This is a genomic window from Thalassospira sp. A3_1, from assembly GCF_017744215.1.
Lineage (GTDB): Bacteria > Pseudomonadota > Alphaproteobacteria > Rhodospirillales > Thalassospiraceae > Thalassospira > Thalassospira lucentensis_A.
Genome location: NZ_JAGHQQ010000003.1, coordinates 482,873 through 505,928, shown reverse-complemented (window position 1 = coordinate 505,928; position 23,056 = coordinate 482,873). Strand labels below are relative to the sequence as shown.

The window sequence follows — 23,056 nt, the reverse complement described above, 5'->3', positions numbered from 1 at the left end:
TCAGGCGACCATATGTTCGCCACGCTTGCCCATCCGCATGGTAATCGGACCCTGTGACGACCCATTGAGCATCTGGGTCAGGTGCTCATTATGAGCAGCGTCAATCTCAGTGGTTGGACCAGACCAGTAAACTTTGCCGCCATGCATCATCACGAGGTTTGCGTACCGCGTGCGTGCAATATGCATGTCATTGGTGATGGTTATGACAGTAGTGCCGCGCTGGGTTGCGATCTTGCTGATCATGAGTTCGATATGGTTTGACAGAACCGGATCAAGGCCTGCGGTAGGGTTGTCAAGCAGCAGGATTTCCGGGTCGGTTGAAATGGCGCGTGCAATGCCAACACGTTTCTGCATGCCGCCAGACAGATCACCAGGCGACAGAAAGGCACTGTCTTCGGACAGGCCGACATGGCCGAGCAATTCGATGGCATGGTCTTTCGCGGCCTTGCGTGTCAGTGTCCCGCGCTCGATCTGACGGAAACAGATATTTTCCCAAACCTTCATGCTGTCAAACAGGGCGTTCTGCTGAAACAGCATACCGATCCGTTCTGCCCATTGTTTGCGGGCCGGGGAGTTGGTCTGGCTGACATCATCGCCACCCAGCATGATTTTGCCGCCATCCGCGCCGTGAAGGCCGACGATGCATTTCATCAACACGCTTTTGCCCGCAGCCGACGGTCCGATGACCGCCATGGTTTCCCCTTTGCCAAGCGACAGGCTGACATCATCAAGTGCGGTGTTGGGGCCGAACTTTTTGGTCAGGGACTGGACCGTGATGAAACTCAATGTCGTGTCAGTGGATGCAGGTGCGGAAGGCGTGGTCATGAAGATGTTTATCCATTGCTGTTTGCCCGCCGATCTTCGGCATTTGACGGGCAGGGGGCAAGTCCGAAATTTACTAAAAAGAAAACGGCCCCGTTTGGGGCCGTTTCCGGTACGTCATAAGCGGAAATCCGCAATGCGTTTTGATTAATGCGACAGGATCTGGCTGAGGAACAGCTTGGTCCGTTCGCTTTTGGGGTTCGCAAAGAATTCCTGTGGACCTGCCATTTCAACGATTTCACCAGCATCCATGAACACGACGCGGTCGGCGACCTCTTTGGCGAAGCCCATTTCATGGGTGACGCAAAGCATGGTCATGCCTTCTTTGGCGAGTTCGACCATAACGTCGAGCACTTCCTTGACCATTTCCGGGTCGAGTGCCGAGGTCGGTTCATCGAACAGCATGATTTTCGGTTGCATGCAGAGCGAGCGGGCAATTGCCACACGCTGCTGCTGACCACCGGAAAGCTGGCCCGGGAATTTGTGGGCTTGTTCGGCAATCCGAACGCGCTGCAGATAATGCATCGCCAGATCGATAGCTTCTTTCTTGGGCATCTTGCGAACCCAGATTGGTGCCAGCGTCAGGTTTTCCAGCACGGTCATGTGCGGGAAAAGGTTAAAGTGCTGGAACACCATGCAGACTTCGCGGCGAACGGCTTCAATGTTTTTAACATCGTCGCCAAGCAGAATACCATCGACGGTGATTTCACCGCTCTGATAGGTCTCAAGACGGTTGAGCGTACGGATCAGGGTCGATTTGCCTGAGCCGGACGGACCACAGATAACGATACGCTCGCCCTTGCGGACATGCAGATCGATATCCTTGAGAACATGGAAGTTGCCGTACCATTTGTTGGCTTTGCTGACGGTAATCACTTCCTCGTTCGACGGAGGAGGGACAACGCCATTGGTGGTTTGTGCTTCTGTAGCTGTCATTGTTTTTTCCTCTCTCCTTACCGCTGCTCGCCCTTGCGGAGCTCTTTTTCAAGATAGGCTGAATATTTGGCCATAGAGAAACAGATCAGGAAGAAAATTGCCGAGGCGAAGGCATAACCCTCGACGTAGTATTTCGTCCATGCCGGGTCGCTGCGCAGTGCCAGCTTGACGGTGCCAAGGAAGTCGAACAGACCGATGATGACCACCAGCGTTGTATCCTTAAGCATCGAAATGAAGCTGTTGACGGTTGGCGGGATCACCAGACGCAAAGCCTGCGGCAGGATGATCAGACGCATGGACTGCCAATAGGACAGGCCAAGGCTGTCGCCGGCTTCAAACTGGCCACGCGGAACAGCCTGCAGACCGCCACGGAACACTTCGGCAAGATAGGCCGCAGTGAACAGGATGATACCGATCTGCGCACGCAACAGCTTGTCGATGGTCACACCGTCCGGAAGGAACAGGGGAAACATCACTGATGCCATGAACAGAACCGTAATCAGCGGTACGCCACGGATCACCTCGATATAGACAACCGAGATCGTCTTGATCGCCGGCATTGTTGACTGACGGCCCAACGCCAGAAGCAAACCCAGAGGGAAGGCAAAAATGATGCCGATCGCCGACAGTATCAGGGTCAGCGGAAGACCACCCCAATAGCTGTTCTGGACATAGGTCAGACCAAGCACGCCACCCCACATCAGGATGGCAATGATCGGAACCCCGATCACCCACATCGGGATGATCGCCTTGCGGAGGGACGGATATTTAACCCCGCCAAGGCTAAAGCAGATGATGCCCATCAGGACGATCATCGCAAGAAGGGGGCGCCATTGTTCATCGTACGGGTAGGTTCCGAACAGAATGAGGCGCAAGTTGGCGTTAACGAAGCCCCAACACGCACCGGTGACTTCGGCACAGCCTTCAATCGTCGGTTCGAGCGTGGCATTGACGATTGCCCAGTTCACGAGTGGCGGAATAAGCCAAACCAGAAAGGCAATCGAGCCCAGTGTCAGGAGGGTGTTGAACCAGCCGTCAAACAGGTTCTTTTTTGACCATGCAACGGCACGGGCAGAAAAAGTACCTGTGGGAAGCGGAGGTAATTTTGCGTTATCTGCCATCTTACCTCTCCACCAGTGCCATTTTCTTGTTGAACCAGTTCATAAAGAGCGAGGTCAACAAGGACAGACCAAGATAGATCGACATAAAGATCGAAATTGCTTCGATCGCCTGACCGGTCTGGTTCATGGTCGTGTTTGATACCGACACCAGATCCGGATAACCGACAGCGACGGCAAGCGAGCTGTTTTTGGTCAGGTTCAGATACTGGTTAGTCAGTGGCGGAATGGCGACGCGCATGGATTGCGGCAGGATCACCTTGCGAAGGGCAACCGAACGTTTAATGCCAAGGCTGTCGGCTGCTTCCCACTGGCCATGCGGGACGGCCTGAATACCGGAACGTACGACTTCGGCAACATAGGTTGATGTGTAAACCGTGAGGCCAATCAGAACCGCAAGGAATTCCGGCGAGATATTATAACCGCCACGAATGTTGAAGCCTTTGAGTTCAGGCATATCCATATCCGTCGGTGCACCACCGATCAGATAGGCGATAAAGACCAGGCCGACAAAAATACCCGTTCCAACAAGGAATATCGGGAATGGCTGGCCAGTTTCATCCTGGCGCTTTTTTGCCCATTTCTTGATGAAGAAGATCGCAACGACAGCGATGATCGCAGCAATCCCCATCAGGGTATAGGCGTTGTCGGCAACCGGAACCGGCATATACATGCCGCGCGATGTCAAAAGGACACCGGGCAGTGGTTCGAAGGCGTCGCGCGGATGCGGGAACGCGTTCGGAATAACTGCATACCAGAAGAAAAGCTGCAACAGGACCGGGATGTTACGGAAAGTTTCCACGTAAACAGTTGCCAGTTTTCGAACGATCCAGTTCGATGACAGGCGTGCGATCCCGAAAATTGTACCGATAATGGTACACAGAATAATTCCGAGCAAAGACACCTTTACGGTGTTCAGAAGGCCAACCAACAGTGCCGTTGCATAACTGCTTTGTGCACTGTACTGGACCATGCTTTCACTGATTTCGAACGAAGCTTCGAGATCAAGGAAGCCATAACCGGTTGAGATGTTTTGTCGTTCCAGGTTTACCAGCGTATTGGAAACCAGATACCAGCCCGCCAAACAGACAAGTCCGATCGCAATGATTTGGTATAGTATTGCGCGAACGTTCTCGTCATTCAGGTAATCGACGACGGTCTTGGAACGAACACCCCCCGGGGCATTTTGAGTCTTACTCATCTGACCCTCAGGTGTAGATTGTATCCAATATATATGTGCCTTAACGAAAAGCTCCGCCCATGCGTTCAGGCAGTGGGGCGGAGCTTCGTTAGGTGCTTTTCAGCCTACGCTAAATATTAGCGAACCGGCCAAGCATATTGCAGACCACCATCGGTCCAGAGAGCGTTCAGGCCGCGCTCGACACCCAGTTTCGCGGTAACGTTTTTCTCGTAGCTTTCGCCATAGTTACCGACCTGCTTGATGATGCGGTATGCCCACTCTTCGTCAAGACCAAGAGCTTCGCCCATGCCCGGGGAGACACCCAGAAGACGCTGGATACCCGGATTGGTGCTGCTCTTCATTTCGTCGACATTCGCGCTGGTGACGCCGTATTCTTCGGCTTCAATCATGGCTGCAAGAGCCCAGCGACCGATGTCTGCCCACTGTTCGTCACCCTGTGCAACAGCCGGACCAAGCGGTTCTTTGGAAATGATTTCCGGAAGAATCACATAGTCGTCCGGGTTCGGTGCCATGGTGGTACGGATCGAGGCAAGGCCCGATGCGTCAGTGGTGTAAACGTCGCAACGACCAGAGAAGAAGGCAGCAGTTGCTTCGTTGATGTTTTCGATAACGACCGGCTCGAAGCTCATGCCTTTGGCGCGGAAGTAATCGGCCAGGTTGAGTTCGGTGGTGGTGCCCGGTTCGACGCAAACGGTTGCGCCGTCGAGTTCCGTCGCGCTGGATACGCCCAGAGCTTTCGGAATCAGGAAGCCCTGACCATCATAGTAGTTGATACCAAGGAAGGTCAGACCAAGCTTGACGTCGCGCGTCAGGGTCGCCGTGGTGTTACGCGAAAGGATGTCGATTTCGCCGGACTGAAGCGCGGTGAAACGCTGTGCAGCGGTCAACGGGGTGTACTGAACCTTGTTGGCGTCGCCCAGAAGTGCAGCAGCAATGCCACGGCAAACGTCAACGTCGATACCTTCCCATTTACCTTCGGCATTGGCAGCGGAGAAACCCGGAAGACCGGTGTTCACGCCACACTGAACGAAACCTTTAGCCTTGATGCCGTCAAGTACAGCGCCCGCCTGGGCATTGTTCGCGGCGATGGCGGCAACAGACATTGCGCCAGCGGCCAGGATCGTCTTGATTTTCATTAGATGAGCTCCCTCATTAGCAAAGCATTCTTTATGGCTTTGGTAACTTTTATGCCACCCTGGATATGCCAGAGCAGCATATCCTACTGTCCTGTTTTTTTATCGGACCTCCAAATTAAGAAATTTTCGGCTGCTATGTGTCAAGTCTGAAAAATTTCACGCTGGGGGCTTGTTCATCAGATTCGCGTGATTTCCATGCTTTGGTACTGCGCTGGTAAACATTGTTTGAGCGACTACACCCTTCGTCGGCTCCCAAAAGTCGCCATATTTCAAAAGGTTAAAAACCTGTTCGAATGGTCAGGTTCCAAAAACAAACAAATCTCAAAATTTTTTTGTTGTCAGCAATTAAATGAGCAATTTTTGAACAAAGTTAACTGTTGCTCAAAAAATAAACTCTGTTGCGACGCGGAATCGACTTCTGATGTCGGCCTGGCCCTGATCATGACACGTTGCAGTTCTGATTAATCTTTCGCAAAAATGAAAACCCCGTCGTGTGCACGACGGGGTTTTGCTGTGTCATTCCGCAGGTTTCTGCTAGCTGCGCAGTTCCGGCAAATTGGAGAAAAGTTCAAGTGCAGTGGGGTTTGCAAGCGCTTCCTGGTTCTTTACTGGACGGCCATGAACAACATCGCGCACGGCCAGTTCGGTGATTTTTCCCGACTTGGTGCGCGGGATGTCTGCCACTGCAATGATCTTTGCCGGGACATGCCGCGGGGTGCAGTTGTTCCTGATCTGTTTGCGTATACGGTCGATCAGAAGTTCGTCGAGCTGATATTTTTCGCGCAGCACAACGAAAAGAACGACCCGGACATCGTTATCCCATTCCTGGCCGATGACGATGGATTCTTGGATTTCGGGCAGCTTTTCGACCTGACGATAAATTTCGGCCGTGCCGATACGAACACCACCAGGGTTCAGCGTTGCATCGGATCTGCCATAGATAACCATACCGCCATCGTCATCAAGTTCGACATAATCGCCGTGACACCAGATGTTATCGAAGCGGTTGAAGTAGGCATCTTTGTAACGCGAACCATCAGGATCGTTCCAAAATCCGATCGGCATGGACGGGAAGGGGGCAGTACAGACCAGTTCGCCCTTTTCGTTCCGGATTGATTTGCCGTCATCGTCAAAAACATCAACGGCAAGGCCCAGGGCGCGGGTCTGGATGATGCCGCGCTTCACCGGTAAGACCGGACAGGCAAGGACGAAACATCCGAGAATATCTGTGCCCCCCGAGATCGATGCCAGATGGATGTCCGGCTTTATGTCGCGATAGACATAATCGAAGCTTTCAGGTGCCAATGGCGACCCGGTTGATGTCATGGCACGCACGGTCGACAGATTATGGGTTTCGCGCGGTTTGAGCTCGGCCTTGGCCAATGCATCTATATATTTGGCCGATGTCCCGAAAAGGGTCATGCCTTCGGCGTCCGCATAGTCAAACAGGATATTGCCACTGGGGTAGAAGGGCGATCCATCATAAAGCAGCAATGTTGCACCGGCTGCGAGGCCGCCCATCAACCAGTTCCACATCATCCAGCCGCATGTGGTGAAATAGAATACCCGATCACCCGGAGCCACATCGCAGTGCAAGACATGTTCCGACACCTGTTTAAGGAGGGTGCCGCCTGCGCCATGCACGATGCATTTCGGCTTGCCGGTCGTACCGGAAGAAAACATCACATAAAGAGGATGATTGAATTCGACCTGTTCAAATGCGATTTTTTCCGCGCTGAAAGGGGCTAGGAAATCATCACAGGAAATGCCGCCGCGAATGCCGGTCGTGTTGGTGCCGTCAAAGGCATATTTGACAATCACAACCTTCTGGATCGAAGGGATTCGGTCAATTACATCGCGGACCTTTTCGCGAATGTCGTGGCTTTTGCCGTTATAGTGGTAGCCATCGACCGTAATCATGAGTTTGGGTTCGATCTGGCCAAACCTGTCAACGACGCCCTGAACACCGAAGTCGGGGGAGGCAGAGGACCATGTCGCACCGATTGCCGCCGTACCGAGCATGGCGATAACGGTTTCGATCATATTGGGCATGTATCCGCAGACGCGGTCGCCTTTGGTAATTCCTTCGGCGCGCAGTGCCTGCGAGAATTTCGATACCGCAATATTCAGATCGCACCACGAAATCCGGGTTTTGACCTTGTCTTCGCCCCAGAACACAAGCGCGTCGGTATGGTCATCGCGCACCAGCAGGTTTTCGGCAAAGTTCAGACGTGCATCGGGGAAGAACTTGGCGCCGGGCATTTTGTCGCCATCGACAAGTACCGTGTCGCCCCAGCTTTCGGCTTTCAGGCCTGCATAATCGATAATTGCAGGCCAAAAATCTTCCTTGCGGGTAACAGACCAGTCATAGAGCGCGTGGAAGCTATCCAGTTTCAAGCTGTGCTTTTCGTTCACCCAGTTGCGAAAACGGGTAACGTTGGCATTTTCAACGCGGGTCGGACTGGGCTGCCAAAGCAAATCGCTCATGATGGATCCTTTGTTTCCTGCCTGTTTTATTGCAACTACCGACTATTTTTCAGTGTGAAATCGGTATCTCCCTACCACTTTTTTACGGGGAATTATGTTGCACGGCAAGAAAAGTCATGGGGCAGGTGACGCGAAGCATGAATAATCTTGCAGTCTATCCTGCTCTTGTGTGCCGATATGGCCATATAGTTTATTGAAAATAATGGTTATTTTTTGATTGTTTCTTGTTTTCAAGAAGGTGCATGCGCCGTCAGATTTCATGAAATATGGTAATTAAATAACCGATAATTTCGAAATTTTGTTCGATTGTGATGCGATCGGATGGCGTTGTGCGATGCGGTATCCTGAAACGGCTTGCGCTTGTCGATATGCAGATTACTCTGTCGCCAATGATGCCACCATCCGGAGTTATTGCCATGTCCAGAATCGACGAAAGCCGCACTTTTGTGCCTGTAAATATTGCCGTTCTGACGGTGAGCGATACCAGAACGCTGGAAAACGATACATCCGGCCAAATCCTTGTCGACCGGATAGAGGTCAAAGGCCACAAGGTTGCTGCGCGTGCTATTGTGAAGGACGACTTTGATGTGATCGTCGCGCAGTTCAGGCAATGGTGTGATGATCCGGAAATTGACGTAATCATCAGCACAGGCGGCACCGGCGTTACCGGGCGCGATGTAACGACAGAGGCGCATCAGAAGGTTTATGACAAGGAAATACCGGGATTTGGCGAACTGTTTCGCTGGCTTTCTTATGCCAAGATCGGCACATCAACGGTTCAGTCGCGGGCTACTGCCGGAGTTTCAGGCGGGACCTATATGTTCGCGCTGCCGGGATCAAATGGGGCCTGCAAGGATGCCTGGGATGATATTTTGTTTTATCAGCTCGATATTCGTCACCGCCCGTGCAATTTCGTCGAACTGATGCCGCGTTTGACCGAAAAGTAATTCGTTGGTCTGACCGGTATCAGAGACGATCAGCTTCCCTTAGGACGATTTCATGGAAATTATCACCGATCCCTTCTTCTATCTTGTCGGGATTCCGGCGGTTTTGATTGCCGGTGTGTCAAAAAGCGGGTTTGGTGGCGGGCTTGGTGTGATGGCGGTGCCCCTGATGGCATTGGCACTGTCGCCACAGGCTGCGGCGGCAATCATGCTGCCGATACTGTGTCTGATGGATGTTGCGAATGTCTGGGCCTACCGGAAGAACTGGGATCGCCGCAACATGATGATCCTGATTCCGGCCGCACTCCTCGGTATTCTGATCGGCACATTATCGTTCAGTTATCTGAATGAATATGCCGTGAAGTTGATCATTGCCCTGATTGCCATCGGATTTACGCTTGATCACTGGTTTCGCGGAAAGAAACGTGGTGATGAATCCGGACCTGCCAATTGGGGAAAGGGATCGTTCTGGGGGGCCATTGCCGGTTTTACAAGCTTTGTCGCGCATGCTGGTGGCCCGCCGGTTTCTGTTTTCCTGTTACCTCAGCGAATGGACAAGACGGTTTTTGTCGGCACGACTGTCATGTTCTTTATCGTTGTCAATTACGTGAAGCTGATCCCGTACTGGTATCTCGGGCAATTTGGCGGTGCCAATCTTGGCACCGCGCTGGTTCTTGTACCTGTGGCGCTGTTCGGAACCTGGCTTGGGCTTTGGGCGCACGATAAGGTGAATGCAAAGCTGTTTTACCGGGTGTGTTATACATTACTGTTTGTGACCGGTCTGAAGCTGTTGTTTGATGCCGTATTGCATTTCGTGAGTGTTTGATCTGTTGTTCCGGGCGTGATTTTATCAAAAGTTGATTTTAGGGGCGGGAATTATCCCGTCCTTTTTCGTTTGGCTTGGTCTGACCGAAAAATGATAGTAATCCTTTTATGTAAGCATTTTTTCATTAACCAATTGCGCATGAATTGCATATAAATTGCACGCATAAGAATGATGCGTAAAAAAAAAGCATCAGCACAGGGTGAAACCGAATTTCACAAGTGGAGCTTGCAGGAATGCCCGAACGAATTTTGCAGGTGGCAACAGACATGTCGCAGCTTGCCAACGAGAAGATTACGGAAATCAAAGGAGTAACCCGGGCGACACGAACGCTGGCGCTGAATGCGCTGATCGAAGCTGCCCGTGCGGGGGAAGTCGGGCGTGGATTTGGCGTTGTGGCCAACGAGGTAAAAGAAATTTCGCAGCGGGTTACCGTAATCACCGAAGAGCTTGAGCAGATGTTCGACAGGCTGGCACTTGATCTTGAGCGTACTGCTCAGACAGCACGCGGTGATCGGTTCTCGGATCTGTCGCGATATATTGTCGAGCTTATGGATCGTAATTTGTTCGAGCGATCCTGCGATGTTCGTTGGTGGGCAACCGACGCTGCCGTTGTCGATGTCTGCGAGAATTCCGGAAATGCGGATGTCAGTGCGCAGACATCACAGCGTCTGGAAATAATCCTAGATTCTTATACTGTTTATCTTGATTTGTGGGTTGCCGATTGTAATGGCCGCATTATCGCCAATGGTCGTCCTGATAAATATCGCCTTGTCGGGACGGATATAAGTCAAATGCCTTGGTTTCGCGATGCCATGCGGTGCCGGGACGGCGGTGAATATGCGGTTGCAGATATCGCACGTAATGAATTGCTGGATAACGCTGCTACGGCGACCTATGCCACCGCCGTAAGACGAGGCGGCCAAGCCAAAGGCGAGGTTATCGGTGTTATGGGTGTGTTCTTCGATTGGGAAAATCAGGCTCCGATGGTTGTCGGAGCATTGAATTTCAATGATGAAGAGCGCGCACGCACGCGTGTGATGCTTATTGATTCAAAAAATCGCATCATTGCAGCTTCGGATGGTCAGGGTGTCTTGTCTGAACAGATGAAGCTGGAGGTCAAAAACCCAAAGCGCGGCTCTTATCTTTTGGCGGATGGGACGCTTGTTGCCTATGCGTTGACGCCGGGTTATGAAACCTATCAGGGGCTCGGTTGGCGCGGGGTGATTGTCCAGCAATCACGGAATGGGTCAAAGGCCGCAGATAAACCGGCACCGAAACTTGCTGTGGCTTCCTAGCAGATTATTGATATCGTGCCGGTCGGCAAAAACAGAACAAAAGCGGGCACCTTCGGGGCCCGCTTTTTCGTTGCCGATTAGCTTGACTGTTTGGGCCCCTGAAATTGGTTCAGGCTTGCACCGTCACGAAAAAGGAGATAGCGGTAAATATAATATTACGACAATTCATCGATGAATTGTTAAAATAAGATTTGGGAGGTTCTTGTGACGTTACTGTTTGCCAAGCTTGCAGTATCCATTTCTGTTGTGCTGGGATTATCAATCCTTGCGGAACGGGCAGGCCCGCGTGCCGCAGGCGTCCTCTCAGGTTATCCGCTTGGAACGGCGATCTTGCTGTATTTCATCGGGCTGGAACAGGGAATGGCCTTTGCCTCGGAAAGTGCGGTTTATGCCCTGCCTGGATTGATTGCGACACTCGCCTTCCTTTACGCGTATTATATGACCTCTCGGTTACTGGTCGACCGGAGGCTGATTATTCAGTTGCCGATAAGCTCGTTTGCAGCCTTTGGCGCATTCATGTTTGTATCCTGGATTTGTCAGCAGATTGCGTTTACCCGTCTTTCCGGCGCGGTTACCTTGCTGGTTGCGATGGTGCTGGCCTTGATACTGTTTCGCGGCATAGAGAATGTCCGGATCCTTAACCGGGTGCGGCTGACAAGGCGTGTGGTTTTATTCCGTGCTATTCTGGCATCGCTGATTGTTCTTGGTATCAGTGGCATAGCCGCCTGGATCGGTCCCAAATGGGCTGGGCTGTTTTCCGGTTTCCCTGTAACACTTTATCCGATGATGCTGATCCTGCATGTGTCTTATGGCACCGGTCCCCTTCATACCGTAATCCGCAACTTTCCAAGGGGAATGGGGGCGCTTTGGATTTATATTCTGGCGGTGACGGTGACCTATCCGCTTTGGGGGATCAATATCGGGACGCTCCTGTCTTTCGCCGTTGCGACGATCTATCTAATCGCATATTCCACTTTGGTCTGGATGCGTGAAAAGTCCGTGCGTGCATGACGCCAATCCCATAACATTACGATATATCAGTTCCCAAGGCATCAAAGCCTTCGACCGGAAGGATGATCTGCATGCAGCAGGTTCAGTCATTGGTAAGGGCGATCAGCATTCTGAACACACTTGCAGACAGTGAGTATGGAATGACTTTGACCGAAATCGCTCATCAGGTGCATTTGCCGCCTTCAACCGTCCATCGCTTGCTGACAACGATGCAGCACGAACGTTATGTGACTTTTGACGGTGAACGAACACTCTGGTCAATCGGGGTACAGGCATTCAGCGTTGGCAATGCATTTACCAAAAACCGCAATCTCAGCCAGATTGCGCGTCCCTATATGCGGGCGTTGATGGAAGACAGCGGAGAAACGGTTAATCTTGCCGTCGCCGATGGCGGGGAAGTCATTTTCCTGTCGCAGGTCGAGTGTCGCAAGATGATGCGTGCATTGGTCACGCCGGGACGGCGCGCACTTATGCATTGTTCGGGAGTTGGCAAGGCGTTGCTGGCGTTCCTGCCGGAAGAGGAAGTAACTGCTGTCATTACGCAGCACGGCTTGCCTAAAATCACCGAGCGTACCCTGATCAGCGAAGATACCTTGAAAACCGATCTGGATAGATCAAGGCAGCGTGGATACGCGCTTGATGATGAAGAGCATGCCGTCGGTTTGCGGTGTGTTGCCGGTGTCGTGCGCGATGAAACCGGATTGCCAATTGCAGCGCTCTCCCTTTCAGGACCCGCCGCGCGCATCCCTAATGACCGGATAGAGCAGTTCGGCCTGAAAGTGCGTCGGGTTTGTGCCGATCTCAGCCGCGAATATGGCGGCAAGCCGGTATGATACGATCAGGTCTGTGATGTGACTGGTGCGGCAAATCTGAACTGGTCTTTGCCGCTTTTTTTCGCTTGATACATTGCCTTGTCGGCAACAGAAATCATGTCATCGAAATTGTCGGCATGTTCGGGGTAAAGGGCAATTCCGATTGATGCCGATGCTTCGTATGTCTGTTTCTGGCTTGAAATGTTGATCGGTGAGCTTGTCAGTGATTGCAAAACTTTGCGTGCAACGATTTCAGCATCATCGAGTGTTTCCGTACCGGGAAGAATAACCGTGAATTCGTCGCCACCAATCCGGGCGACGGTATCGACTTCGCGTAAGCTGTGACGAAGCCTTTGTGCCACCTCCACCAGAACCTTGTCCCCGATGACGTGACCGTGCATATCGTTTAGCTGTTTGAAACCATCCAGATCTACATACATTAGCGCGAAACGCTCCTTGCGGCGTTTCGCGAGCTTGATGGCATATTCAAGCCGGTCGACAAACAGATACCGGTTTGGAAGGTCGGTCAGGGCATCGTGTGTGGCCTGATAGCGCACAAGGTCTTCGGCAATCTTGCGTTCGGATATATCGCGAAAACTGGTCAGGCGCAGTTTGACGCCATCAATCACAACATTGCGCCCGTTGATTTCGCAGGGAAAAAGCGTTCCGTCTTTACGCTTGGCTGTCGCCTCGTAAGGTTTATCGTACCCGGATTGAATGTTGTCGATAACCATTTGCAGGCTGCTTTCGGCGATAATGTCCACTGCGCTCATCAGCAGTAACTCGTCACGCGAGTGGCCAAACATCCGTTCGGCCGCAATATTGGCATCAACGCACTTGCCGGCATCATGCAAAAACAAACCTTCACTCGACAGATTGGCCATCTGTTCAAGGCGTTGCTCGCTTTCGGTCCGTAGCGTGCGTTCCCGAACCAGTTCGGTAATGTCCCAGGCAATGCATTCGATCATGCTGTCGGGTGTATGAGGTGGCATGGTCCGGCACTGAATGCGAAGCCAGCGTCTCTGTTCGGCAACGGTAAATACCGCAATTTCGGCTTCGACAATTTGCCCGTCTGTAAGTAGTGCGCGTTCACGCAGATCAGCCAAGTCGTCGTTGGCAGATAGAACATCCTGAATACGGTGGTGTGAACTTCCAGCTCTTTCGTCAATGCCCAGCCATTTCAGTCCAAGATCTGATGCAAATTCGATCTTGCCTTGCGGGGTAATGCCAAATACCAGGCCGGGCAGGTGGGCGTACAGATTGTCGCGCATTGTCCGGTAACGGGACCAAAGCCAGGTGATTGCGACAATGATAAATATGCCGCCACCCATCAGGATGATCTCACCCAGCAAGGTCAGTGAAGCATTGTAACCGGGTTCCAGTTCGAGAAAATAAGGAGCAAAGACTCCCAGCCAAAGTCCGAGTGCAACCCAGAACAGAAGCAGAGCGACCAGATAGCGGCTATGGGGCCGAATATGTTTGATCTTCCCGAGTATAGCTTTCCCCCCTGACATCAGGGAAAGCTTATACCTTCAAGAAAAGAACTCAACAAGACACACGTTTTGTCAGAATTCGTCAGGCTTTTCATCATTCTGTGACGGTTTTTGCACAGGCTGATATAATGTTTGCGGGTTCACATTCCAGGGCAGGACACGCCAGTTCCACCCAGGCCACAATAGCCGTCCGGGTTTTTGTGCAGATATTGCTGATGAAAATCTTCGGCGTAGTAGAAGGTCGGCGCAGTCTGAATTTCGGTTGTGATTACATCGCGCCCTGCAGCTCTAAGAGCATTCAGATATTGAGTGCGAGATTCTTCGGCAGCCATCTTCTGCTTGTCATTCAGGTTGTAAATTACGGACCGGTACTGGGTGCCGATGTCATTACCCTGACGCATGCCCTGGGTCGGGTCGTGGTTCTCCCAGAACAGACGCAGTAGTGTCTGATACGAGATAACAGCCGGATCATAGACCACCAGAACAACTTCCGCATGACCGGTCATGCCGCTGCAAACCTCGCGATAGGTCGGGTTTTCAGTGTAACCGCCAGCATAACCTGCGGCTGTGGTATAGACGCCGTCCTGTTTCCAGAAAAGGCGTTCGGCCCCCCAGAAGCAGCCCATACCAAATACAGCCGTTTCAAGATTATCGGGAAACGGACCGGTCATCGGATTACCTGTAACCACATGACGGTCAGCTACCTGCAATTTCTCGGCGCGGCCGGGCAGGGCCGTTTCGGCAGACGGGATCGTGATTTTTTCAGGGGAGGTCGAAGAGAACATGTCAAAACCTGACTTGTGTTGATGGGCTGACCTGCAATTTAACCCAGATCATCACTTTGGCAATCGCCTTCACGGTAAATTGTCTTTGAACATTCTTTTGGCGGCAGCTTTAACGGGCGCGATAATTGTGTTTGCCAAAGCCATCAGCCCCGGATACCGCCGATTTGAGACGCTCGCGACATTTGAAATCGACCATGTTAATGATCGGCGGCGGGATCAGCCTGTTCATCGGATGTGTGTTTCTGCCATTGCCCCCGCCATTTTTTGGAATGGTTTTCATTGCAATCGGCATACCGATGCTGGCTGCCGGATCAAAGCGTACCAGACGTTTCATTCAATACCTGCGATGGCGATATTACCGACACAACAGCAAAATCGAGGCGATTATCGCACGACTGCCGGGTTTTCTTCGTCGACAAGGTCGTAAGACGCGACCCGAAGCTCTTCACCGGCATCGTTCATTCGGTCAATGGTCGGATAAGTCGTCAGGTATCGGGACATCTCCCGGAAACAAGTCCGGGTCGTAAGCAAACAGTTCAGGCTGGGATCAGGGCGTTATGTGCCTGATAAGGCAATCAATCCCCGCCCGTTTCAGGCCGTTGCAGGCAGACTGTGCCTCGGACTGGCTGGCATATTGACCGGTCATCAGACGGAAAAACAGCCCTTGACCTTCAATCGCAATGCTTTGCACCTCGTGGCTTGCCCCCTGAAGAATACCGTCGCCCATGGTTTCAAATTTCAGCCAGCGTGATTCTGCCATTTCGCGGGACCGATACGCTGCCAATTGCACTGTATAGTAAGAATTCAGTACCGGGGCAGGTTGCATTGGTTCCGCTTTGGGGGCAGAGGATGGCGGGACTGATTTTGTGTCGGGTTCTGGTTGCATTGTCGCTGGTGTACTACTGGTTGCGGCTGTTGACGTCGCATCCACCATCGGAACTTCGATCAGATTGTTATTGGTGGCAGCTGCTTCGTCGGCGAGTTCCAGCGAGCCACTTTCAACCGGGCGCGTTGTCGACAGCAGCGCCTTGTTTGACGCGCTTGGGGTAACTGCATCCCCCTTGATGATGCCCGGTGTCGTTGCTGAAGCCGTTGTGACGGTTGTGGTTGTCCCCCTGGAGGCCGCCATTGAAGCAGATGGGGCAGCTATTTGTTTGGCAGAGCGATCAACAGATGTGAGGCGTGCGGTATTACTACTCACATCCATTCGCATCGCGGGGGGAGCTGTTGTCGAATCTTCAGGCTGTACATTGACGGCAATGGTATTTTTGTAGAAGTCACGATTTCTTTGCACTGTCGGTGGGTCGGGAAGTTCTGGCCCGGGCGCAACAATGGCCGAGGCGACGACCGTGTCAATCTCGCGTGATCGGGCAAGAGCCGGATTGGCGGCGTCCATTGCCTTGATGCGCTTTTGTGCAAGACTTGTGATCGTGCCGCTCAGCATGATGCCGTTACCGCAATTGATCGCGATCGAGGCATACGGGTCAGCCGCCGTCAGCCAGAGATAAAGACGACGTGCCTTCGCGTGCTTCCCTTCCAGGTCAAGTGCCATTGCATGGCGGAGATCATCTGCCGGTTTGCCCTGAAGTGCTATCGGATCTTCTGTGCTGTCAACCTGAGGCAGGAGGGATGCAGTGTCTTTTGAAGAGCCGTCAAAGAACAGGCCGCAGGCTGCACTGTCAATCCCGGCTGTCATTGCGGTTTCTGACGGACGGTTGGTATCGCTTATCTTGATCTGGTTTGATGCGTCATCATCACCAAATAACGACATCATATCGTCTGACGAGCATCCGGAAAGCAGGGGAGTATACAGGGCCATCGTCAGGCAGCCATATTTCCAGCGTGACGAGATGACAGACTTGGCGCTTTTATTGATCAATTGGCACCTGATTTCCCTTTGAGCCCCCGGAGGTCCAATGCATGGACGTCACCAATTTTGCAATCGGGCGGCATACTGTCAAGCAGTCAGCGAAAACAGATGATCGATTTAGCCCCGCGTTTTGGCGGGGTATCTTTTTTTAGACAGGATTAGCTGTGTAATCAGGATATCAGCGGTTCATTAATGGAACGATAATCCCGGCAAGGAGAACCAGAACCGTAATTGCAAGGACGATATTGACGATGCCCTTACTAAACTGGTTGGCAACGTCGTGGCTGACGCCGGAGTTCTTTGAACGTGATTTTGCCGTTCCGCCATTACCTGCACCACTTTCCTGACGGGTAAGGATTTTCACGACCTGCTTCTTATCGCGCTTTGTAGCGTCGTCATATTTGCTTTCGACGACACGGACTTCGGTATTGTTGTTGTTGGTTAATGCATTTTTTGCGGAATTGATTGCGCTTTGATAATCCGAAAGCGTTTCCAAATCCATTTGCTGTCCGGTGCTGCGTACAACAACTACAGTATAACTTTTACGCATGACAGCGTCAGACATGACCAAGCCCAGTTCCATGTATTACCCAAACAGGGGTAATACATGGCGACAAATGCGCTTATTGCAAAGCTATCCGAACGAATAGTTTTTTAAGGTTTTTTGCCGGATAAACTTATTGCGAGATTTTGGTGGCGAGTTCTTTGTATTCATCGCAATCCATGCCACAAACTTTTTCCAGTCGGGCAAGGTTTTCGCGCGCCATATCCGGTTTTCCGGTCTGGAGGAAAAGTTCTCCCTGATATTCCAATGCACCCTTGTGTTCCGGGTTGATCATCAGGGCACGTTCGTAGTTTTGGGCTGCGCTATCATAGTCGCCTGACTTGCGCTGGCTATAAGCAAGGTAATTCAGAAGATCGGCATTTTTCGGATCATCTTCGAGCATGCCTTCAAGGCTTGCAATTGCTGTGTCGTATTTGCCCGAATCAATCATTTTAACGACTTCCGACAAATCGGGAGTGTCACTGCCCCAACTGCTGCCGCTACCCATTGCCAAGGCCGCGGAGGATACGGTGCCCAATGCAAGCGTCATCGCCAGCGATGCAACAAAATGACGGATTTTACCTTTGGAATTCATTGTCGCTACCTTTTTCAAGAAAACACATGCATCAGATACGTTGGGGACGCGGTTTCAGTTTCGGATTTAGCACAACTTTGCATTAAGTGCAGTCACGAGTTGGTGAAAGCGTTAAATCGGAAAATACTGAAATATATGAAGACCCGGGGAGTGTCGGTGAAATCTGTGGTTTCGGGAAACAAAAAAGGCCCGCAGTAAACATTGCGGGCCTTTGCTGTTTTAGCGTCGATCAGTCAATCAGAAGTCGGCCTCAATCACGCGATCACGGATTTCGGTTGCCATGGCTTCAGCCAGTTCGTCGATCCCCATGGTTTTCTGATGCTGGAAACCAAGGCGACGGACCGATGCTGTTTTTTCCTCTGCCTCGCGTTTGCCAAGGGCGAGGATCAGTGGGATTTTCGCATGGCTGTGTTCGCGAACCTTGTAGCTGATCTTTTCGTTGCGAAGGTCAAGTTCAACGTTCAAGCCTTTGGCTTGAAGTGTTTTTTTCACTTCTTCCGCGTAGCTATCTGCTTCGTTGGTGATCGAGCAGATCACCGCATGAACAGGCGACAGCCAAAGCGGCAGGCGACCGGCATAGTTTTCGATCAGAATGCCGATGAAGCGTTCAAGCGAGCCAAGGATCGCACGGTGCAGCATGACCGGACGATGCTTTTCACCGTCTTCACCCATATAGGACGCATCAAGACGTTCCGGCAGGACGAAGTCGGCCTGAAGAGTTCCACACTGCCAGTCACGGCCAATCGCATCACGCAGAACGAACTCAAGCTTCGGCCCGTAAAACGCGCCTTCACCCGGGTTGATTTCAAGCGTCAGACCGGCTTCTTCAGCAGCTTCGCGAAGGGCTGTTTCGGCCTTGTCCCAGATTTCATCGGAACCGGCACGGACTTCCGGGCGGTCCGAGAATTTGACGAGGATGTCGGTAAACCCGAAATCCTTGTAAACCGATTTCAGAAGATCACAGAAAATCTTGGTTTCCGAGACAATCTGGTCTTCGGTACAGAAGATATGCGCGTCATCCTGAATGAACTGGCGCACTCGCATAATACCATGCAGCCCGCCGGATGGCTCGTTACGATGGCAACAGCCGAACTCCGCCATACGCAGCGGCAGGTCACGATAGGATTTACTGCCCATACGGAAAATCTGCACGTGGCACGGGCAGTTCATCGGCTTGAGAGCCAGAACTTTTTCGGGATCGTCTTCATCCGGGGTCGTGGTGAACATGTTCTCGCGGAACTTTTCCCAGTGGCCGGATTTTTCCCAAAGGATACGGTCGACAAGCTGCGGCGTGCGGACTTCCTGATAGCCTTCGGCATCAAGACGTTCACGGATATAGGTTTCGACCTTGCGATACAGTTTCAGGCCTTTGTCGTGCCAGAAAACCGAACCTTGGGCTTCTTCCTGCATGTGGAAGAGGTCCATTTCGCGACCAAGGCGACGATGGTCACGCTTTTCGGCTTCTTCAAGCATGTGTAGGTAGGCATCAAGGTCTTCCTGCGTTTCCCAGCAGGTGCCATAGATACGCTGCAGCATCTCGTTATCCGAGTTGCCACGCCAATAAGCACCTGCAACCTTCATCAGTTTGAAGGCCTTGCCAATCTTGCCGGTCGACGGGGCATGCGGGCCACGGCACAGGTCAATGAAATTGCCCTGGCGATAGCAGGTGATCGTTTCGGTTTCTGGCAGATCTCGGATGATCTCGGCTTTGTAGTCTTCACCCTTTTCGAGGAAGAACTTGATAGCCTCGTTACGATCCCATACTTCGCGTTCGATTTTCTCGTTACGTTCGATGATCTTGTGCATCTGCTTTTCGATCTTGATCAGATCGTCTGGCGTAAAGGGCGTCTTGCGGGCGAAGTCGTAATAGAAACCGTTTTCGATGGATGGGCCAATTGTGACCTGCGTGTCCGGGTACAATTCCTGAACCGCTTCGGCCATGACATGGGCGCAGTCATGCCGGATCAGCGGCAGAACTTCCTTGTGCCCCTTGGTCACGATTTCGATGGCGGCATCAGTGTCGATTTCGCGCGACAGGTCGCGCAATTCGCCGTTAACGATGATGGCAAAGGATTTCTTTGCCAGCGAGGGACTGATGCTTTTGGCAACATCGAAACCCGATACAGGACCGTCAAATTCGCGTACGGCGCCGTCCGGAAGGGTGAGGGCAATCATGTCTGGCTCAACTCTGCTTTATCTGCGGGCATAAATGTCATGTGCGCATTTTTCAAACCCGCATGTTTACGCGGGCTTTAGGCACAAGAAAAGGAATTTCAGGATGAGGTCAAGTTCGCTCTTTGAAAAAAGCGACTGGGGAAGCAGCGCAAAAAACCGCGACGCCAAAAAGACGTGCAGTGATTGTGCATTCCATCAATTTCTTGTCGGCCATGCCGTGCATTGATGCTATCCCGTTAATTGAGAAGCCAATATAGCATCAAAAAAGAGCAGGGCAAGCCGTAACCCGGTTAAGATTTTACAGCAGTTCCTTGTTCTTGTACTTTGCCAAAATACCAGATTGAAACGGCGCCACCACGCCAAAGCCTCATAAGGTAAGCCCCGCATGTCCAGCCCCGAAGTGCGTCGAAACATTCTGTTTTTAAGTTTATGCGTTGCGTTGTCAGCAAGTGCGATGTCGCTGCTGTTTACCGTTGCCGCCGTGATCGGTTATTCGCTGGCGCCGGACAAGTCACTGTCAACATTGCCTGTTGCCTTCACCATGATCGCGATGATGGCAACGACCGCCCCGTCCGCGTTGATGATGAACAAGTTCGGTCGGCGGGTTGGGTTTTGGATCGGATCGGTGATCGGGATGCTGGGTGCTGTTTCCGGCATGGGGACGGTTTATTTTGGCAGTTTCTGGCTTTTGTGTGTGGCTTGTGCCTGTATCGGGTCTGCCAATGCCATCGCCATGCAATATCGTTTCGCTGCCGCAGAGGCCGCCCCGCCAGAGTTCCGTTCGCGGGCAATTTCACTGACCATGCTGGGCGGGCTTGCTGCCGCTTTTGTCGGACCAAATCTGGCAAGTTTTGCACGCAACTGGTTCGAAACGGTTCCGTTCCTGGGGACTTTCATGGCTCTGATCGGATTGCAATTTCTGCTGGTTCTTGCAATTGGCCAGTTGCGCTTGCCGGATATGCGCGGCACTAAGCATGATGAACCTGCGCGCCCGCTTAAAATGGTGATAGGACAACCTGCAGTGATCATCGCAATGATTGCGGGGGCGCTTGGTTATGCGGTCATGAGCTTTGTTATGACCGCAACACCGCTTGCGATCCTTGATTGCAATTACGAATTTGGCGATGCCGCGTTCATCATTCAGTGGCATGTGGTGGGCATGTATGCGCCCGGCTTCTTTACCGGCAACCTGATCCGCCGTTTTGGCGCGCTTACCATCATTCAGGTCGGTGCCGTGCTCAATCTGATCTGTCTGGCATTCGGTCTGGCGGGCGAGGACCTGATCGGCAACTTCTGGCCATCTCTTGTGCTGCTTGGGGTCGGATGGAACTTTATGTTTGTCGGTGCCACCACGTTCCTTACGGAAAACTATCGTCCGGCCGAGCAGGCCCGCGTGCAGGCGATCAACGAATTTGTCGTGTTCGGGACGGTTGCTGTTGCGTCATTGTCCGCCGGTTCGATCTATGCTGGGGCCGGTTGGGCAACCTTGCTGTATTCTGCTGCACTGCCGGTTGGATTGGTGATGCTGGTTCTTGCCGGTTATGCATTGCGTCACCGTCGCCAGCACGCCTGATGATAAGAGGACTGTAAACAAAAAGGCCGCTTGATGCGGCCTTTTTCGTTTCAGTGATGCCCTGCGAGAATATCAAGTGCATGGGATCGGAATTCGCGATTGTAAAGAACCAGCGTAACCCATGCGGCCCCGATGATAAAGGCGACCGGGTGATAGAACCAGGCAAGCGCTGATAGCGCAAAGAAATATGCACGAATGCCACGATTGAAGTTATGGGCCGACATCATGCTCATGCGCGATGCCCGGGCGGCGGCCTTTGCCGCATCCGGTGCGCTCGGGTCCGGGGCTGCACCAATCAGGATCGAACAATAGTTCGACAGGCGAAACGCCCATGTGAATTTGAAGAAGGCGTAGATAAAGATCAGAACCAGCAGAACGACCTTGCATTCCCAGACTGCCGCCGTGGTTTCAACGGCAAAGGGCAGGGCGGATACCGTTTGGATTGCCTTTTCGGTGTAGCCAAGAAGTGCGATCAGACCAATCAGCACCAGAATGGTGGTCGAGGAAAAAAAGCTGATACCAGTGATCAGGTTGCCCGCGATGGAGGTATCGACCATACGCAGATTGCGTTGAAGCATCTGTTCCATCCAGCGATGGCGATTGCGCGCCATATGGGCCGAAATCGAATTGCGTCGTCGCGAACTTGCATCGGCGAATATGGTATAGCCCACCCACCAGATGAATGCCCAACTGACAGCGGCGATGTCGAGTAACGTAAATTCGGGCATAATGTGATCCGTCTTTGAAATCGTTTCGGCCATAAAACACATTGATTGGTGATGCCATCCTACTGAGGATACATGTTTGTTCGCAATCGGCTTTAATGTTTCCTGTATCCATTCCGATCTGTGATCCATGCATGTCTGATCTCTGATGACCCGGTGCGGGTTGTGTTTTTCACCGATACAGAGTATGAGCGGCGCAAATTTTCACTGGAGAGCGACATGAGCGACCTCGAAAACGATCTTGGCGAAGACATAGACTTCGAAGAATTCGAAGCGCATACCGAACAGCTTCTGGCCGAAGGCCGTAACAAGGACGATTTGTTCGAATTTATCGGCTTCCTGAACATCAACGAAGTCGGCACGCATATGATCGCGGCCGAGATGGTTCTGGACGAAGATGCCATCGACCAGATGAGCAAGACGCTTCGCAAGCTTGATGTGGATCTGGGCCCGCTTGGCGAACTGACCGGCGGCCTTAAAGGCGGCGAAGATGTCAAACGTGCGCTGGCGGCCCTGTTCCTTGAACTGGTCGAGCTTTGCGAACTTGACGAAGACGATGAAGATGCCGGCGAACTTTCGGAAGAAGCGCTGGTGCTTTTGAACTTCGTTAAACGCTTTAATCCGCAGATGCGTCGCCTGACGGTGGCACTGACCGATACCGATGATGACGATGTCGCGTGCGAGTACGAAGTCACCAACTGGTAAGTC

The 23,056-nt window shown here is 52.2% G+C and carries 21 protein-coding genes; 7 read left to right on the top strand and 14 right to left on the bottom strand.

Annotated elements, in window-relative coordinates:
* From J7395_RS15825 to J7395_RS15800, 6 genes are all read right to left on the bottom strand, one after another.
* Positions 1–825, bottom strand: coding sequence for an ATP-binding cassette domain-containing protein (locus J7395_RS15825; RefSeq protein WP_209222306.1), 825 nt, complete (start codon positions 823–825; stop codon positions 1–3).
* Between the two features lie 144 nt (positions 826–969).
* Positions 970–1,758: an amino acid ABC transporter ATP-binding protein gene (locus tag J7395_RS15820; protein ID WP_062949054.1), complete on the bottom strand. Its 789-nt coding sequence runs from the start codon at positions 1,756–1,758 to the stop codon at positions 970–972.
* A 17-nt stretch (positions 1,759–1,775) separates the two neighbouring features.
* A complete protein-coding gene (locus tag J7395_RS15815) occupies positions 1,776–2,879 on the bottom strand; it encodes an amino acid ABC transporter permease (RefSeq protein WP_062949052.1) in 1,104 nt (367 codons plus the stop codon).
* 1 nt (position 2,880) lies between these two features.
* Complete coding sequence (locus J7395_RS15810; RefSeq protein WP_062949050.1) at positions 2,881–4,077, bottom strand: amino acid ABC transporter permease; 1,197 nt, start codon at positions 4,075–4,077, stop codon at positions 2,881–2,883.
* Positions 4,078–4,193: 116 nt separating this feature from the next.
* On the bottom strand, positions 4,194–5,213 hold the full coding sequence (locus J7395_RS15805; protein ID WP_082824660.1) for an amino acid ABC transporter substrate-binding protein: 1,020 nt from the start codon (positions 5,211–5,213) through the stop codon (positions 4,194–4,196).
* 534 nt (positions 5,214–5,747) lie between these two features.
* Positions 5,748–7,700 (bottom strand): acetoacetate--CoA ligase, encoded by a 1,953-nt coding sequence (locus J7395_RS15800; RefSeq protein WP_209222304.1) that lies wholly within the window; start codon positions 7,698–7,700, stop codon positions 5,748–5,750.
* A 416-nt stretch (positions 7,701–8,116) separates the two neighbouring features.
* On the opposite strand from J7395_RS15800, the gene moaB reads away from it, so the two are divergent.
* The 5 genes from moaB to J7395_RS15775 all read left to right on the top strand — a co-directional run bounded on the left by moaB (position 8,117) and on the right by J7395_RS15775 (position 12,609).
* Complete coding sequence (gene moaB, locus J7395_RS15795) at positions 8,117–8,647, top strand: molybdenum cofactor biosynthesis protein B (protein ID WP_209222302.1); 531 nt, start codon at positions 8,117–8,119, stop codon at positions 8,645–8,647.
* Between the two features lie 52 nt (positions 8,648–8,699).
* The gene (locus J7395_RS15790; RefSeq protein WP_209222299.1) at positions 8,700–9,470 is read left to right on the top strand and encodes a sulfite exporter TauE/SafE family protein; all 771 of its coding nucleotides are present in this window, start codon (positions 8,700–8,702) and stop codon (positions 9,468–9,470) included.
* Between the two features lie 233 nt (positions 9,471–9,703).
* Positions 9,704–10,765, top strand: a complete 1,062-nt coding sequence (locus tag J7395_RS21015; protein WP_209222298.1) for a methyl-accepting chemotaxis protein — start codon at positions 9,704–9,706, stop codon at positions 10,763–10,765.
* A 204-nt stretch (positions 10,766–10,969) separates the two neighbouring features.
* Positions 10,970–11,776: a hypothetical protein gene (locus tag J7395_RS15780; RefSeq protein ID WP_209222296.1), complete on the top strand. Its 807-nt coding sequence runs from the start codon at positions 10,970–10,972 to the stop codon at positions 11,774–11,776.
* Positions 11,777–11,847: 71 nt separating this feature from the next.
* On the top strand, positions 11,848–12,609 hold the full coding sequence (locus J7395_RS15775; protein WP_062949041.1) for an IclR family transcriptional regulator C-terminal domain-containing protein: 762 nt from the start codon (positions 11,848–11,850) through the stop codon (positions 12,607–12,609).
* 5 nt (positions 12,610–12,614) lie between these two features.
* Here J7395_RS15775 and J7395_RS15770 read toward each other — a convergent pair whose 3' ends face one another.
* The 7 genes from J7395_RS15770 to thrS form a co-directional block, all read right to left on the bottom strand.
* Positions 12,615–14,102 (bottom strand): sensor domain-containing diguanylate cyclase, encoded by a 1,488-nt coding sequence (locus J7395_RS15770; protein WP_209222294.1) that lies wholly within the window; start codon positions 14,100–14,102, stop codon positions 12,615–12,617.
* 119 nt (positions 14,103–14,221) lie between these two features.
* Positions 14,222–14,866 (bottom strand): peptide-methionine (S)-S-oxide reductase MsrA, encoded by a 645-nt coding sequence (gene msrA, locus J7395_RS15765; protein ID WP_209222292.1) that lies wholly within the window; start codon positions 14,864–14,866, stop codon positions 14,222–14,224.
* Between the two features lie 109 nt (positions 14,867–14,975).
* Positions 14,976–15,200 carry a hypothetical protein gene (locus J7395_RS15760; protein ID WP_209222290.1) on the bottom strand — a complete coding sequence of 75 codons (225 nt, stop codon included), beginning with the start codon at positions 15,198–15,200 and terminating at the stop codon, positions 14,976–14,978.
* Between the two features lie 213 nt (positions 15,201–15,413).
* Positions 15,414–16,745, bottom strand: a complete 1,332-nt coding sequence (locus J7395_RS15755; protein ID WP_209222288.1) for an SPOR domain-containing protein — start codon at positions 16,743–16,745, stop codon at positions 15,414–15,416.
* Positions 16,746–16,914: 169 nt separating this feature from the next.
* On the bottom strand, positions 16,915–17,301 hold the full coding sequence (locus J7395_RS15750) for a hypothetical protein (RefSeq protein ID WP_247742204.1): 387 nt from the start codon (positions 17,299–17,301) through the stop codon (positions 16,915–16,917).
* A gap of 112 nt (positions 17,302–17,413) precedes the next feature.
* The gene (locus tag J7395_RS15745) at positions 17,414–17,875 is read right to left on the bottom strand and encodes a tetratricopeptide repeat protein (RefSeq protein ID WP_209222286.1); all 462 of its coding nucleotides are present in this window, start codon (positions 17,873–17,875) and stop codon (positions 17,414–17,416) included.
* Positions 17,876–18,112: 237 nt separating this feature from the next.
* Positions 18,113–20,050, bottom strand: a complete 1,938-nt coding sequence (gene thrS, locus J7395_RS15740) for a threonine--tRNA ligase (protein ID WP_209222284.1) — start codon at positions 20,048–20,050, stop codon at positions 18,113–18,115.
* 385 nt (positions 20,051–20,435) lie between these two features.
* Between thrS and J7395_RS15735 the strand changes: the two genes are divergently transcribed.
* On the top strand, positions 20,436–21,623 hold the full coding sequence (locus J7395_RS15735) for an MFS transporter (RefSeq protein ID WP_209222282.1): 1,188 nt from the start codon (positions 20,436–20,438) through the stop codon (positions 21,621–21,623).
* A 50-nt stretch (positions 21,624–21,673) separates the two neighbouring features.
* Here the strand turns inward: J7395_RS15735 and J7395_RS15730 are convergent, their stop codons facing one another.
* Complete coding sequence (locus tag J7395_RS15730; protein ID WP_062949376.1) at positions 21,674–22,351, bottom strand: DUF599 domain-containing protein; 678 nt, start codon at positions 22,349–22,351, stop codon at positions 21,674–21,676.
* 216 nt (positions 22,352–22,567) lie between these two features.
* Here J7395_RS15730 and J7395_RS15725 point away from each other — a divergent pair, with 216 nt between their 5' ends.
* Entirely contained in the window at positions 22,568–23,053 is a 486-nt protein-coding gene (locus J7395_RS15725; protein WP_062949025.1) for a hypothetical protein, read from the top strand.
* Positions 23,054–23,056: the final 3 nt, after the last annotated feature.